This is a genomic window from Algoriphagus sp. Y33 (assembly GCF_014838715.1).
Classification (GTDB): Bacteria; Bacteroidota; Bacteroidia; order Cytophagales; family Cyclobacteriaceae; genus Algoriphagus.
On the sequence record NZ_CP061947.1, the window covers coordinates 470,393 to 486,113 of the forward strand.

Consider the following 15,721-nt stretch of genomic DNA (forward strand, 5'->3'; position numbering starts at 1 on the left):
AGATGACACAATACATAAAACACCTGATTACCGCAGTGCTTTTCATTGCATCAGTCGGCTCTTCCTATTCCCAGTCGAGGAAATACATTTCCAATTTTGACTTTTTCCAGAGCTACTATAATCCTGCCCTGACAGGATATGAAGGCTCCACAGTGAGGGGTTTTGTGCGTAATCAGTGGTCCGGGGTGGACGGTGCCCCAAAAACCTACTTTTTCAGCACTGAACTTGATTTCGGGGAGTTGGCAGGAGAAGTAGACCCTGCCTTGATGGGGAAAAATGCTGTCTCTGTGAATCTGCTGCACGATACCTATGGGGCATTCCGGGAGACAGAACTCACATTGGGTTACGCAAGCAGGATCAGGTTGACAGAAAAGCATAACCTCAGACTGGGAGCAGGGCTGAACTACCAGAGCATCCGGTTGGATGGCAATGCCCTGACTACAGAAGAACAGAATGATCCCACACTGGGACAGTATATTGGACAGTTTTCGAATATGGAGGTGGTGGATTTCAATCTGGGTATTGCCCTGACGCACGCAAACTACTATTTTTCCTATGGTATCCATCGGGTAAACGGTGGAAGGATCACCTCAGGGGATGAATTCATGGAAGCCTATCCTGCAAGCTCCATTTTTCAGGCAGGGTACAGAAGTGCAATAAGTTATAATGTGGCTGTAATACTGAATGGGATGTATAGCACACAGAAGAATCAGGGCGACAATATAGAATTCAATTTGAAAGCCTTGCTGATGGACAGGCTTTGGTTGGGAATTGGACACAGAATCGATTATGCTACCAATGCCCAGTTGGGCATCGTGACCAAGCGCTTAAGAATAGGCTATCTGTACGAGTTTCCAAATGCCACCAGTTACAACCTTCCTGGCAATACCCATGAATTCACAGCGGTATTCAATATATTTAGAGACAATGTGGGAACAGGGTCTCAGGAAGTGATGATGTGGTAGGCTTAATGCTATGGACTTAAAGTTTATATTCCAATAGAAAAATTCTTTTTCAATTTTAATACTGTTTAATTATGACTACAGAAACAATTCGACTTATCGACGAAAGTTTGGACCCTATTAAAAAAGGAGCTAACCCGTTGCTCTCAATGAGCAAGACCGATATGGAAAACTATATTTCCATTCGAAGCAAAGGTATACCCGGTAAAAGAGCCTTCTTCAACCACATCAGAAATGTGGCCACTAAGGAGGTTATGGTCACGGGATTATTTCTCAATTTTTCGCAGGACTTGTCGGATTCTAAACTGAATTCCATCCTAGGGAATAAAAATATAGAGCGGTTTTTTTTGTACGCTGATACCATTATCATTAATAGGGAATTAAAGTTTCCACAAACGAATGTGACTATTGGTTGCAGGCAGTTGATCATTGAGGAGAAAGGCCAAATTATAACAACTCCCGAATCCAATCCGCAGCCTTATGCAACAGGAGGGACTGAGGGAAATAGTGCAGCCGGTGCAGATGGTCACAGAGGTGGAAATATTACGCTTCTTTGTGGTTCAATTGAAAATAAGCGCAAATCAGGCCCAGCCTTTATTTTGGATGGAGGTAAAGCCCAAGATGGCCAGCTAGGTGGGTATTACACCGTAAAGCATAACGATGAATTTCCTTTATCATGGTCAAAAATAGAAACAGAGGCCATGAGCAATGATGAAATAAAAGGAGGCTTGGCTAACTGGGATTGGCCGGACTTTAGTGGAATTGATAAAACGAAAATTTACTTTGCGAGTATTTGGTCAGTGAACCTTGGCTGGTTGGATACAAAGAAGAGAGAGAAAAAGGTTACTGTTGGTGATGCTGACTTACCTAATCAGGACAATGGAGCTGATGCATATGCTTCAGGAGACGGAGGAGATGGTGGAGACGCAGGTGATTTACTCATGTTGGACCATATTAAATCCGAAAAAGATGTTACCTCTCAGCAAAAGGGCGGTGAAAAAGGCTTTTCTAAAAAGATAGAATCTCAACCTCCTGCTCAAAAAAGCACGTTTTATCATATTGACCTTACTATTTGGCATAAAGACATCAACTATTTATGGAATAAGGATCGGTTGAAATATGAACCTAAGGTTTCCATTGCAAAAAAGTTACCTGCCGAATATGGTTTGTCTGCCAAAGGGAATGATGGTGTAAATGGTAAAGACGGTCTGCAATTGGGCCCGTCGAACAGCGAACAATACTGGCTGCGTCCAGTTTTATTGGAAACGATGTTAGGTTATGCCAAAACACACTTTAGAGATGGCGATCGAAATAAAGCTCAGTGGATTTTAGATCATTATGCTCTTGCGATAGATACGATCCCCCTAACTCTAAGGGATGACATGCACTTATCCTCTCTCATTCGTGAGGTGGAATTATACCACCGCAGGCTTAACCAAAACCTGGATTTTTACGGCTATCCTCCAGGGTGGATTCCTCGCATGTCAGCGCTTTCCAACTTGAAAATCCTTAATAGTTCCAGAAGGGATTTAGCCCAGCTTATTTATTTCGCCAATACCCTCTTAAAACAGGATGACGAGAACAGCCTGAAAGCAAAAAATCTGGAATGGGCGGTAAATGAACTAAGAGAGGGAATGGAAGCCGCACAGGGAAATATTGTAGCTGCCTTCGAAGCACTTCCTTCAATCAAACAGGAGTTGTTCGTGGTAGAAAGTAAAGTGGCTGAACAGTTAGCCGCACTTCGTGCACTTAAGGCTAAAATACTTTTGGAGATTGAAGAAAAAGAAAGAGCTCAGGCGTTGTTTACCGGAGCTTTTGAAATAGCAGCGGGGATTTGTGTCATGATTCCTGTAGGTCAGCCTTATGTAGGGGCCGTGGGTAGTGTATTGTCTCAAATTGGTAAAATCGACATTGATTCTGAAAATCCACTGACGGAAGGATTGAATTTTGCAACTGGACTTACCGGAGAACTCTCAACTTTTGTCAATGATAATAAGGGAAAAATCAGCAAGGATGCAAACTCCGGTCTAACTAAAGAAGTCACCAGCGGAACCAAGGAATTAAATCAATTTGAGGGGGATATTCAGGCTGTAAAAGCAGATAGACTTGCCGCTGAAGCTGCGGTGGTCAATAAGTTTTCAGACCAGGAATTGGCTATCCTTCATGAACGGGTAAGAGTAATTGACGGGCTGGCCAGCAATGCTCAACAGGATTTTTCCCATACCGAAGACTATGTAGAAATACTTGGTAACCTAGATATACTACAGGCTGAAATAGATCACAGCAAAGATCTTCGGGAAGCGGATAAAAACAGGCTCAGCCAACGGCTAAAAGAACTTAATATCGAAAAGAAAGAGTTGGCAGGCAGACTGAAGATCCAGAAGGAAAAAAGAACAAAAAGGGAGAAGAATGTGGAAAATGCCGGGAAGGCTTTAAAGGGACTTACTACTGGGCTGAGTGGAGTTTCTTCAGGAATCCAAAAAATGATGGTGGAGTTTGATCCTGACTCGCCTGAAGTGAAAGCCAAATTTGAAAAAATAATGGCTTCCAAATACAAGCAGGAATTTGTGAAAATCAACGAGGCCATCGATGCTATGAATAAGCTGAAGCTGCCTTTGGTAGATAGACTCCTTTGGTTTGAGCAGCGCATAAGTCAGGGAGTGCAGCGGATCAATAATTCTTTGGTGCAATGGTCTGTACTCAACGACCAGCGAGTTGAAGCTGAGCAACACGGTCTTCTGCCGAGTAGTAGGTCTATTCTACAGAGAATTGAGGAAGAATCCTGGGCTTTGTTGATGCAGGAATGCTATTACCTTACCAAATCTTATCAATACCGGTTCCTTAGAAGAATAGATCCGATTCAGCATGGAATAAAAAGTTTTATTGAGGATGTTGCTCAGCAAAGTGAGGGCGTAAATCCAGGTTCTATGGATGTGGATGCTTACAACCTGCTTTTTGAAAAAGTACTTCGTAGTCAATTCCACAGATTGGGTGTTGCGCTGTTGACAGATACTCAGGAGGGGCAAGGGACTATTGAAACCCCAAGTATGACTGTTACTATTGTTGAAAATGATAAAAATAGCAATGGTGATTTTATCCTACAACGGTTCAATGAAACTGGTAGGGCTCAGTTTAGGTTTGATGAGATAGAAAGTGGTAAAAAAGGGACAAAAAACTGGAAGTTCTACCGCATCATCGGAATCGAGTTTCTCAATATAAAACTCAGGGAATCGCATGCTTCTTTCGATTTTGGCATCAGGCATTCGGGAGAATCTATCGTCAGAGATCAAAAGGGAACTCCCTACTTCTTCACTTCGATCAGCAGCCAAAACAACTTAACCGGAAAGGATGGGGGATCCAGTTTTAATCTTCAGGTACAGTCCTGGAACGGCTCATATGATGCTTCTGAACGGGAAAATGAAAATGGAGGTGTATCTACTGCACCGATCTCTTCAGAAAATGATAAAATTTTGCGCGCATTTTTGTCAGATTTTGACTTGGTGGAGTCTTTCGAGCAAGACAAAAGGCCTTATAGAGATTACTACCCAAGTGCTCAATCCACGCTCTCGCTGGTAAACTATGATGAGGCAGAAGATGGGCAAAACCCGAAAAACTATGGTGTAGAGGAGCTGAAATTTAAAGTGATTTATGAAGTTTTGAGGTAAGAAACAGATTTTCTTGTTTGGGCTGCAAGCTTCGGCTATTCCAAGCTAGGGCTTGCTATATAAGTCTCAGGTATGACGGACTTGCTTGCCGGCAGGCTAAAGGTGGCCGAGTGAGGATATATGGGTATACCTCGAATGAGGCCAACGTAGAAGATGGTATGGCTGAGGCTGGCTTGTAAATCCCGATTTTGGGATTTTCTGATGCGTGGATAAAGAGCTATTGTCTTCAATAAGCTTGACCTGCTGAAAAACCGTTCGCAAGAAAAATGGGTTAATCATTGAAAATGATGGCTTTTAATCTGTTACTGGCGTTTTTCAGCATGCCCGATTTAAATTCTTCAGCTCAGGTTACTGCCAAGCTATCTCTATCGCCTTTTCCAACAACTCGTCCCTTCTGGCTCTTACTCCTTAAACCCGGACTTTGCATAAGGGTTCGTAGCAGTCTCAGTTCATTTTTCAGTGTGTAATTCGAGTTCAATAATCCATTCTACATAAACATCCGGCAGGAAAACTATTCCTTGAAACTGGGATCCGTCATGCTTCATACACTCTTGCTTGTAAAGGAGATGATGAAATCCCCCGCAGTGTAAAGCTGTTGATATTTACATTGTTACCTGAAAGCTATCACTCAGTGAAAGCACCAGAGTGGCCTCATCCTGATACCACACTTTTTTCGCCTGGTTAAACTGTTCTTTTCTTATTCTACCATCGAAAATCTTTCTATCTAGTCGGATGATTTGATGATTTTTTTATCCCTGAATTCCTCCAAAGTTAGTCCTTGGGCTCGATGCGCCCATGAGCTTCCGGCATAAAGCCGCTTGCTTCACTGCGCTATTTATTCCTTTTCCTCATGGTCTTATCTCTCCCAAGACCTGTGTGGGTGTCCTAATTCATTGTTCACCAAAACGAAAAGAAATCGAGGATGATGACAATGTTACACACAGTGATAATTAGCTATTTGCGAGATTCCCTGTCCGACGACAGGCGGGCATGTGACCATAATTAATCGATTATAAACACATATAATTATGGATGCTTTAGAAGGAAAAATTGATTTGTAGGAAGTGGCTGAGATCAAGCTTAGCTATAGTGCGAAAGTGAAAGCTTCGCTGCGGCCATGTGTCTGCGGATCCCGGCAGGTGTATGAAGTGCTTTCCTCAATCTGGGAGAAAGATAGAATTGAGTTTGTTGAGGATTTCAAAGTAATGCTGCTTTCCAGAGCCAATAGGGTGTTCGGGATCGTAACCATCAGCTCGGGCGGAAAAGCAGGGACTGTGGTGGATGTAAAGCTTGTTTTTGCGGCATCAATCAAAACCAATGTAAGTTCTGTCATACTTGCCCACAACCATCCGTCTGGTAATCTGATACCTTCAGAGAAAGATAAGCGTTTGACCAAACGGGCTAAGGAAGCGGGAAAGATCCTGGATATTCCTGTGCTGGATCATCTGATCCTTACTGCCGAAGGGTATCATTCCTTTGCGGATGATTGGGAGCTTTAGGGCTCCTTTTTTATTAGAAGGAAGCTTAATTGAATTTCGAAAAGGTCAAACCGTTTAATGCTGTATAATTATGGTGTTTTAATTTCCGTTTTCCTTAGGTGGATATTGCATTATTCAGATTGGTCAAAGTATTTCCACCACCAAAACCTCATCATTTCACGTAGACGTTTCATCTCCCTTTTCTTCCGTTTCGAGCATATCACCGCATGGTGCTTTTTAAATAATTACCACTTTTGGCCATAAATAAATACAAAAGTATGGCTTGTGTCAAAACGTTTTTTATGTGGATAGCAATAGCTGCCTGCTTCCTTGTGTCAAGTTGTGGCAATACCGAAGGCAGTGATCAGCAGCAGGCAATTAAGCTACTGCCTGTTTTACAGGTTCAGCTGTCAAATGCGCACGTTGATACTGATTATCCGGCACGTATAGAAGGAAAGGTGATTGTCGATATCCGTTCGCAGGCGGATGGTTACATCGAAAAAATTTTCGTTGATGAGGGTAGTTACGTCAAAGCCGGACAGCCCTTGTTTAAAATCATAGACAGATCGCTGATCGAACAGCTTAATTCGGCAAAAGCATCCTTAAATGCATCTAAAGCAATGCTTGCAAATGCTGCTTTAGAACTCGAAAAAAACAGGGACCTCAGCAGTACTAAGGTGGTTTCCGATTATCAACTTAAAGCTGCTGAATCCAATTTTGAGAATGCCAAGGCACTGGTAGCCCAAAACAGTTCTTTGGTAGAAGCAGCGAAGGTTAATCTTGATTTTTCCTTGATAAAAGCACCTGTTTCAGGCTACCTCGGACGTATTCCAAAACGAATCGGAAATCTGGTGTCCAAAGGGGATGCAATTCCACTGACGACCTTGTCCGATGTAAGCGAGGTATATGCTTATTTCTCAATTAGCGAAAAGGATTACCTGCGTTTTATCTCGCGAAGTGAAGCCAAATCTTTTCAGGATAAAGTCATGGCTCTGCCAAACGTTCAGCTCATTCTTGCCGATGGAAATACGTATGCAAAGCAAGGGAAAATACAGATGATTGATGGCCAGTTTGATAAAGCAACAGGGGCCATCAGTGTGCGGGCAGTTTTCGACAATGAAGAAAATATTTTGCGCTCAGGAAATACCGGTAGGATTGTTTTACCCGAAAAATATAAGGATGTGATTTTAATTCCTGTTTTGGCAACCCTAGATGTTCAAAACAAAATTTTTGTTTATCGCTTGACCGATGATAACAAAGCTGAACGTGTAGCAGTGGATGTGGGTGGAAAAAGTGGCGGAAATTACCTTGTTATCGGAGGGCTTCACCCGGGGGATAGAATTGTGGCCAAAGATTTAAACCTCATTCAGGAAGGTGAACAAATCACACCTGAGAAGTAACTACACACTATTTTAAGATGCTGAAAAAAATTATTACAAGGCCTGTTTTGGCAACCGTAATTTCCATCGTGTTGGTGTTACTGGGTTTAGTAAGTATGCAACGGATCCCGGTTACTATGTTTCCGGATATTGCCCCACCAACTGTGAATGTATCGGGTTCATATCCGGGGGGCAATAGTGAAAGTGTTATCCGCTCAGTAATTACCCCTTTGGAAGATGCGATTAATGGGGTGGAAAACATGGAGTACATCTCCTCTTCGGCAGGTAGCGACGGTTCTTTTTCTTTACGGATCGTATTTAAGCAGGGGGTTGACCCTGATCAGGCTGCTGTAAATGTTCAGAACCGTGTGGCACAGGTGAACAGCCTTATTCCAAGTGAGGTCGTACAGGCAGGGATTACCACTACAAAGCAGCAGAACAGCAGCATTATGTACTTTGATATTACGAGTACAGATACCACTAAATACGATGAGGTTTTTTTGCAGAACTATGCCAAAATCAACCTTATCACCAGTCTGAAGCGTATCCCCGGAATTGGAAATGTTCAGATATTGGGTTCTAAGGATTATGCCATGCGGATTTGGTTAGATCCCCAAAAAATGACCGTGCATAGTCTGGTTCCGCAGGATATAGAGCGCGCCATTGCCAATAGTAGTTTGGAAGCTTCACCGGGGAAATTGGGAGAAGAGTCGGATGCTCCGATGCAATACACGATGAAGTATAAAGGGAAGTTGAATACCGCAGGAGACTTCGGGAAGATTGTAATTAAAGCCGATCCCGATGGAGGAATGCTCCGCCTGAGAGATGTGGCAAGGATTGAGTTAGGTGCCTCATTTTATGGAAGTGACAACAAGGAAAATGGCTTTCCGGCTGTTGTGATCGGTATCCAACAGGCCAGTGGATCCAATGCAAATGAGATTGAAACGGCAGTGAGAGCGCAGCTGGAAGACTTTAGTGAAAGTTTCCCCGAAGGAATTGAATACAATATTATCCAGAGTGTAAAAGAACGGTTGGATCAATCCATTCAACAGGTTCGCAACACCTTTATAGAAGCATTTGTACTCGTGTTTATAGTGGTTTTCCTCTTTTTGCAGGATTTTCGTTCTACACTTATCCCGGCCATTGCCGTGCCTGTAGCCATTATCGGCACATTCTTTTTCCTGCAAATGCTGGGGTTCACGATGAATGTGCTTACGCTTTTCGCTTTGGTGTTGGCAATTGGTATTGTAGTAGATGATGCCATTGTAGTGGTAGAAGCTGTCCATGCAAAAATGAAAAAGACAGGTTTGCCGGCAAAGGAGGCTACCATCGCTACAATGGGAGAGATAACCAGTGCTATTGTTTCGATTACGTTGGTGATGTCGGCAGTATTTTTACCGATTGGTTTTATGGATGGACCGGCAGGGATATTTTATAAACAATTTGCCTTTACCTTGGCCATTGCCATTCTTATTTCGGCACTGAATGCGCTGACACTTAGCCCTGCGCTCTGCGCACTTCTGCTTACGGACACACATCACAAGAGCGGTGAAAAAAAAGTAAAACAGTGTTTTAAACAACGCTTTTTTACGGCTTTTAATGCCGGCTTTGACACAATGACCGGTCGCTACATTCACGCTGTTGAATGGTTGCTTAAGAAGAAGTGGTTGGCCCTGACAGGTTTGGGCTTGGTAACCGTTTTTTCCATTTGGATGATGGACAACAGCCCCAAATCTTTTATCCCTGAAGAGGATGACCGTTTTTTAACCTATTCTTTGGCATTGAAATCCGGTACCAATACGGATTATACCAATAAAGTGATCGACCGGATTGACAGTGCTTTCGGGCAAATGCCGGAGGTGGAACTGGTGACAAGCGTATCGGGATTTGATATCATCAGCGGAGGCTCGGGACCGTCTTATGGTCTTGGTTTCATACGGTTAAAAGAGGCAAAAGACAGGGGGAATATAAAAGATATGGATCAGCTTGTAATTGCAATGAACGGACGGCTTCAGGCAATAAAAGAAGGTGAGTTGAGCATTTTCCGATCTCCGCCTGTCGAGGGGTTCGGGAGTATCAACGGTGCGGAATTGGTTCTTCAGGATAAGATGAGCGGCAGTCTTGACGAGTTTTCAGAAGTAGCGGAAAGCCTGTTGTCGGAATTCAACAGATCGCCTCAAATTGCTTCTGCATTTACGATGTTCAGAAATGATTTTCCGCAGCTGGAAATTGAACTTGACGAAGATAAAGCCTATCAGCTCGGTACCACGCCAAAAGATGTCATGAATACGCTCGGACTTTTTTACGGTGGAAGCCAGGCGAGTGATTTTATCCGTTTCGGTAGATTTTACCGGGTAAATATTAAAGCAGAAGGGCAATACCGTGCCGATGAAAATTCGTTAAGCCAAGTTTATGTTAAAAGTAACAGCGGCACCATGATTCCAATCAATACGTTGGTAACCCTGAATAAAGTTTATGGACCCGAACTTATCACCCGGTATAATCTGTACAATAATATTTCGGTGAATATTCTTCCCGCCGATGGGTATAGCAATACGCAGGCGATGGATGTGGCGGAGGAAATTATGAAAGAAAAACTGCCCCAATCCTACGGTTACGAATGGACAGGTTTGAGTAAGGAAGAAAAAGAGTCCGGCAATCAAATGGTTTTCATTTTTGCACTTTGTGTGCTGTTTACCTATTTTCTTTTGGCGGCACAATACGAAAGCTATCTGCTGCCTTTGGCTGTGATTTTTTCCATCCCTACAGGTTTGTTAGGGGTTTATCTGGCGATTGGAGTGGCCGGTTTAACAAACAGTATTTATGTGCAGGTGGGATTGATTATGCTCATCGGCTTACTTGCCAAAAATGCTATTCTCATTGTAGAATTTGCGTTGCAGGCCCGTCAAACTGGAATGGGGTTAATCCGTTCAGCCCTTTCAGGTTCGAAGCATAGGCTCCGCCCAATATTAATGACTTCGATTGCATTCGTGGCAGGTATTACCCCGTTGATGTTTTCAAGCGGATCATCAGCAGTCGGCAACAGGTCAATAAGTATCAGTACGGCAGGCGGAATGATTTCCGGCGTCCTGCTGGGGCTATTCATTATCCCTGTTTTGTTTGTTCTTTTTCAAAGTTTACAGGAATATTTTAGTCCATTGAGAAAGCCGCAGATAGAAGACCTTTTTAATGATGAGAACTACTGAAATTTCGCCCATGAAGCAATATAAAAATAGTCTGACCATTTTATTGATGGTGGCAGCAATGGTTTCCTGCACTGTGACCAAAGATTACAGGAAGCCGACTATTGGTACACCAACCCATTTCAGTACGGTAGAATCAGAGGGAAAAGACACGGTCATTTTGGATAGGAAGGAGTTTTTCAAGAATGTAAAATTAGTTGGGCTTATTGATCATGCCATTGAAAAAAACAGCAGTATACAAGTGGCAATTAAGAACATCGAAAGTGCGGAAGCTATGTTCAAAAAGACAAAACTGAATTACCTGCCGGAACTGGATGCCCAAATCAATGCCAACAGAAGTAGGGCTTCCAAAAATAGTTTGGCTGGAATATCTGCACAGGAATTTACTTCCAGTACCAATACACAGGATTTCACCGCTTCTATGGGGCTTGCCTGGGAAATTGATATCTGGGGGAAAATTAAAAGACAGAAAGAAGCGGCAATCTCTGAGTATTTGCAAATGCAGCAGGTGGAAAAAGCAGTCCAAACCAGATTGGTGGCAGATGTGGCCATGGGATATTACAATCTGCTGATGCTGGATAATCAACTTTCTGTAGCCGAAAGGAATATGCAGTTAGGGGAAAATACGTTGGACATAATGCGCATGCTGTATAAATATGGAGATGCCAATGCCCTGGGGATACAACAGGCAACTGCACAACTGGAAAAGGTGAAGGTGTTAAAATCACAGATAGAGCAGGATATTTCCATGCAAGAAATTGCCCTCAGCATCCTGTGCGGAAATTTCCCGTCCGCCATAGAAAGACAGGAACAAACCGACGGCGAACTCAACAGTATGAATATGGATTACGGAGTGGCTTTACTGTCAAACCGCCCGGATGTGCTAGCTTCGGAACTAAACCTTCGCTCGGCAAACGCAAGAGTTGGTGTGGCCCAGGCTTCCTTGTATCCAACCCTTAGTTTATCGGCACAGGCCGGTCTGAATTCACTGAAAGTAAGTAATTGGTTTTCTGTTCCGGCTTCTTTGTTCAGTACTGTGACAGGTGGTGTCACTCAGCCTGTTTTTAGCAGAGGTGTTTTGAAACTGCAGGGAAAGCAGGCGGAAATTGACTATGAGAAAGCGGTAACTGATTTCCGTCAAGCAGTGTTGGATGCTTATGGAGAAGTTTCAATTGCGCTTATGAAAGTGAAAAAATTGGAAGAACAAGCCGGTCATAATAATTTAAGGGAGCGGGAACTGAGAGAGGGAATAGAAACCGCAGAGGTTTTGTATAAAAATGGAATGGTTAATTATTTGGAAGTTATAACGGCTGAAAGCAATTACCTACAGGCTAGTTTGGAAAGTGCGGTATTGCAAAGAGAGCAGATAGTGAATAAAATTGAACTTTACCGTGCGGTAGGGGGAGGGTGGAATTGACGGGTGTGTTCCTGCCGTTTTAATAGTTGGCATTGAAGAATATGAAATCGATAAAATGGTTGATCAAACCCGTTTCAGTAATTGTGGTATTTATACTGGTTTATTTGCTGTACTATTTAATCAATCCGTTTGGAGATTTTCTGGGTAGATTTGGCCAGATGCTTTTCCCCGAGTTAATGGAGGAAATTCTTATCGGTTTGGTGCAGTCCTGGATTATTGTTGAGGCAAGTGTTTTTATATCCAAGTTCTTGGATAAGAAGCTGTCATGGAACTACACCCCGATGTTACGTATTGGGGTGCAGCTGGTTTTGGTCATTTCCGTGGCTACAGCTGTGCTATATCTTCAACATCTGTACTATACCAAAGAATATGGAGCACCGTTGGACAGTGAAGAAACGATAAGTATTTGGCAGTTTTTCGTGGGTGGGCTTATTGTATCCATTTTTGTAAGCTCTTTTCACACAGGATACTCTTTGCTTGAATATTGGAAAGAGTCCATGGCTGAAACTGCCGAACTTAAAATAAAAACCCTGAAGCTTAAGGAAGTGGCTATGCAGTCTGAGCTGCAGTCCTTAAAACTGCAATTAGACCCGCATTTTATGTTTAATAATTTCAGTACGCTGTCAGCACTGATTAATGAAGATAAAGAAATTGCCAACCGGTTTCTCGATAATCTCTCGCAGGTATATCGCTATATGATTATCAACCTGAAAAAAAATCTGGTTACCCTGCAGGAAGAAATCACTTTTGTAAAATCATACAACTATCTTATTCTTATTCGGCATGGCGAAAACGTCCGTATTGATATGAATGTTCCTGAGGAGTTTACAGGAAGATATATTCCGCCGATAGGTTTACAGCTTTTGATTGAAAATGCTATAAAACATAATAGAGCCACCCAAGCAATGCCCTTGCAGATCAGTATAAGCGTGGATAGGGAAACGGGTTTTTTGTGGGTGAAAAATAATTTACAGCGTATAGCAAACCCTTTGCAGACAACCGGACTGGGGCTAAGGAATATTATAAACCGCTATGGGATTTTATCGGATAAAGTCCCTGTAATTGAGGAAAAAGCAAACAGCTTTGAAGTTGGATTACCTTTGCTGAGTTAATAGTTTGTTAAAATGAATATTCTAATAGTAGAAGACGAAAAACACAATGCTCTGCGACTGCAGCAGCTGGTTACGGAACTGGCTGATGAATACCATATCGCGGGAATGGTAGGTTCTGTGGAAGAGACTGTTAACTGGATAAAAAATAATGCGAAACCGGATGTGGCTTTAATGGATATACGCCTGTCGGATGGACTGAGCTTTGATGTTTTCCGGCAGATCAATGTTTCCTTCCCGATTATATTTACCACTGCGTATGATGAATATGCAATCAGAGCTTTTAAAGTAAACAGCTTGGATTATCTGCTTAAGCCCATCCAAAAAGAAGAGCTCGCAGCAGCCTTAAAGAAGTGCAATCCATCTACCTTACAACCGACTGTTGAACAGTTGTTGGAACTGATCAACAGTAAATCAAAACTTTATAGGAAGCGTTTTCTGCTACCTGCTTTCGATGGATTCAAAACGGTAAATTCCGAAGATATTCTTTTTGTGTACTTCGAATCCAAATCCACTAAACTAATGCTCAAATCCGGGCATAAAGAGGTGGTGCCTTACTCTTTGGACGAACTGGAAGAAGAACTTGATCCGGACGATTTCTTCAGGGCCAATCGACAGTTTATCGTTCATGTCAACAGCATAGAACGTATCCTAAATAGCTTTAACGGTAAATTGAAAGTGGTGTTAAAAAGGCATCCTGAAAAAGAACTGCTGGTCAGCAAAGAGAAAGCAGTGAAATTTAAAGAATGGTTAAATCAATAATAAATAGAAGATGAGTAAATTTTCAAGCACGTTAAATCCGGATCTTGGTATCCTTTTGTTGAGAATCGCTACCGGAGGATTAATGGTCTTTCATGGGGTTGGAAAGCTAATCCAGGGACACGATTTTGTCAAAGCATCACTTGCCGAAAAAGGATTGCCCACGTTTTTGTGGATAGGTGCTCCCTTAGGCGAAGTTCTGGCGCCACTATTACTGATTCTTGGTATCTTTTCACGTCTTTCAGGACTGATGATTGCAGCAGTAATGGTCTTCGCATTATACCTCGGTCATGGAATGCAAGCCTTTACCCTTACCGATACGGGGGGACTGGATGGAGAACTGGCTTTCCTGTATATGTTTGGAGGATTAGCATTATTTTTCCTGGGGGGTGGAAAATATGTAGTATACAAAACCAAAAATGACTTGTTGAAATAATAATTCATTTGTTATAGAAGGATGGAAGTGGCCAGACATGATTTTTTATTGTAAAAAGGAAACATCATCTAAAATTCACCTGAGTCCGATAAATGGATAATTTGTATTAAAATATAACTGATAGGTCTGCAGACATAGGAAAGGTAGGGCTCCGCTGATGGTCAGCCTATGAAAAGAGTAGGAGCCGGGATAATTTATCTGTGACTGCCTTGCTGTCTTCTTTAGGGTCTTGGATTTCACCTGTTTGACTTTGATTCCCCTCTTTCCTTTGAAGTGAATTCATCCTGACACTCAGGTAGAGCGGATTGCCTTTATTCCTGTTTTTTGATATACCGAAATACTGCCGATGTATTTCTTGATTTTGCTTCAGTGAGTAGGGAGGATGACGCTATGTTAAAGAATAGATTATGTAAGAAAAATTAAGTAATGAATCAGGAAATTCACGACAACCCAATTTATCCTTGTTGCTATTGGCGCCAAACAAGGGGCAGGGTTTCAGATAGCCAAATCACTAATTGCTGATGCTCACATTAGTTGGCTTCCGAAGTCTTCAAAGAGGCAAGGCAAGTGCAGAAGAAAAAGGAGGTAAAGCTCAACCTATACAGCTTGATGTTACTGACCAAAACTTTAATGCTTCGGCTGTTGGAATTGTGAATAGGAATAACTTCAAAAAAAGGCTGCGAAAAAAGACGAGTTACCCAATGAAGTTTGTGTGAAAAGGATAAGCATTCTCTTCTTGAAAACTCGCTTTAGTCTACTTTTCTAACGATACACTCCACACTATCAGAACCAAAATGGTCGTAGACTTCAATGCAATGTCCATTGGGGTCTATATTGGACTTTGAAAGAATAAGATCAAAAGCCTCTGAAATCAGATTGATATTCTTGCTAATATCAGTGAGCTTTACGGAGTAATAATTCCCACCTTTGATATTCAATTTTCCCAGGCCAAGCGCTTCCGCATCAACCTCAGGCATGGTTGCTGCTGCCGCACGGTAAACTATACCCTGACCTCCTTCCGGGTTAGATATTCCAAAATATGAGACTCTTTTAATATGGCCCACCCTGGACTTTAATGTATCAAATGCTTCTTGGATACCATCAGGAAATGTTTTTGACTGGACAAACACCACTGACATGTCTTTTGGGAATGATTTCTCTTTTACTTCCATTTTTTTGCTTTATTAGTAAAATTAGAATTGAAATCACCTTTGTGAGTGTTGTAATCACGACTTTATTCGGGGTTGATTGCGACATCATTCCATCTTTTTTCTTCCAGATTGTTCGTAAAGCATGATCTTCCGGTATAGAGG

Annotated in this window: 10 protein-coding genes; 9 read left to right on the forward strand and 1 reads right to left on the reverse strand. The window is 42.3% G+C overall.

The genetic code is table 11. The features are described 5' to 3' along the window. The first annotated feature begins 2 nt into the window (after positions 1–2). From ID165_RS01845 to ID165_RS01885, 9 genes are all read left to right on the forward strand, one after another. The gene (locus tag ID165_RS01845; RefSeq protein ID WP_192348708.1) at positions 3–965 is read left to right on the forward strand and encodes a type IX secretion system membrane protein PorP/SprF; all 963 of its coding nucleotides are present in this window, start codon (positions 3–5) and stop codon (positions 963–965) included. A 71-nt stretch (positions 966–1,036) separates the two neighbouring features. After that, positions 1,037–4,627, forward strand: a complete 3,591-nt coding sequence (locus ID165_RS01850) for a hypothetical protein (RefSeq protein ID WP_192348709.1) — start codon at positions 1,037–1,039, stop codon at positions 4,625–4,627. A gap of 1,064 nt (positions 4,628–5,691) precedes the next feature. Continuing rightward, the gene (locus ID165_RS01855; protein ID WP_192348710.1) at positions 5,692–6,126 is read left to right on the forward strand and encodes a JAB domain-containing protein; all 435 of its coding nucleotides are present in this window, start codon (positions 5,692–5,694) and stop codon (positions 6,124–6,126) included. Positions 6,127–6,407: 281 nt separating this feature from the next. Beyond that, positions 6,408–7,505 (forward strand): efflux RND transporter periplasmic adaptor subunit, encoded by a 1,098-nt coding sequence (locus ID165_RS01860; RefSeq protein ID WP_192348711.1) that lies wholly within the window; start codon positions 6,408–6,410, stop codon positions 7,503–7,505. A 17-nt stretch (positions 7,506–7,522) separates the two neighbouring features. Further along, positions 7,523–10,690, forward strand: a complete 3,168-nt coding sequence (locus tag ID165_RS01865) for an efflux RND transporter permease subunit (RefSeq protein ID WP_192348712.1) — start codon at positions 7,523–7,525, stop codon at positions 10,688–10,690. A 10-nt stretch (positions 10,691–10,700) separates the two neighbouring features. Then, positions 10,701–12,104, forward strand: a complete 1,404-nt coding sequence (locus ID165_RS01870) for an efflux transporter outer membrane subunit (protein ID WP_192348713.1) — start codon at positions 10,701–10,703, stop codon at positions 12,102–12,104. Positions 12,105–12,145: 41 nt separating this feature from the next. Then, positions 12,146–13,216 (forward strand): sensor histidine kinase, encoded by a 1,071-nt coding sequence (locus tag ID165_RS01875; protein WP_192348714.1) that lies wholly within the window; start codon positions 12,146–12,148, stop codon positions 13,214–13,216. Positions 13,217–13,228: 12 nt separating this feature from the next. Further along, positions 13,229–13,975, forward strand: coding sequence for a LytTR family DNA-binding domain-containing protein (locus tag ID165_RS01880; protein ID WP_192348715.1), 747 nt, complete (start codon positions 13,229–13,231; stop codon positions 13,973–13,975). Positions 13,976–13,985: 10 nt separating this feature from the next. After that, complete coding sequence (locus ID165_RS01885; RefSeq protein ID WP_192348716.1) at positions 13,986–14,408, forward strand: DoxX family protein; 423 nt, start codon at positions 13,986–13,988, stop codon at positions 14,406–14,408. Between the two features lie 749 nt (positions 14,409–15,157). Here ID165_RS01885 and ID165_RS01890 read toward each other — a convergent pair. Then, on the reverse strand, positions 15,158–15,580 hold the full coding sequence (locus tag ID165_RS01890) for a transcriptional regulator (protein WP_192348717.1): 423 nt from the start codon (positions 15,578–15,580) through the stop codon (positions 15,158–15,160). Between the last annotated feature and the right edge of the window lie 141 nt (positions 15,581–15,721).

What these genes read in the sequence shown, in the direction of transcription:
- ID165_RS01865 (WP_192348712.1), top strand. Translation starts at nt 7,523, where the DNA reads ATGCTGAAAAAAATTATTACAAGGCCTGTTTTGGCAACCGTAATTTCC.
- ID165_RS01885 (WP_192348716.1), top strand. Translation starts at nt 13,986, where the DNA reads ATGAGTAAATTTTCAAGCACGTTAAATCCGGATCTTGGTATCCTTTTG.
- ID165_RS01890 (WP_192348717.1), bottom strand. Translation starts at nt 15,580, where the DNA reads ATGGAAGTAAAAGAGAAATCATTCCCAAAAGACATGTCAGTGGTGTTT.
- ID165_RS01860 (WP_192348711.1), top strand. Translation starts at nt 6,408, where the DNA reads ATGTGGATAGCAATAGCTGCCTGCTTCCTTGTGTCAAGTTGTGGCAAT.
- ID165_RS01845 (WP_192348708.1), top strand. Translation starts at nt 3, where the DNA reads ATGACACAATACATAAAACACCTGATTACCGCAGTGCTTTTCATTGCA.
- ID165_RS01875 (WP_192348714.1), top strand. Translation starts at nt 12,146, where the DNA reads ATGAAATCGATAAAATGGTTGATCAAACCCGTTTCAGTAATTGTGGTA.
- ID165_RS01870 (WP_192348713.1), top strand. Translation starts at nt 10,701, where the DNA reads ATGAAGCAATATAAAAATAGTCTGACCATTTTATTGATGGTGGCAGCA.
- ID165_RS01850 (WP_192348709.1), top strand. Translation starts at nt 1,037, where the DNA reads ATGACTACAGAAACAATTCGACTTATCGACGAAAGTTTGGACCCTATT.
- ID165_RS01880 (WP_192348715.1), top strand. Translation starts at nt 13,229, where the DNA reads ATGAATATTCTAATAGTAGAAGACGAAAAACACAATGCTCTGCGACTG.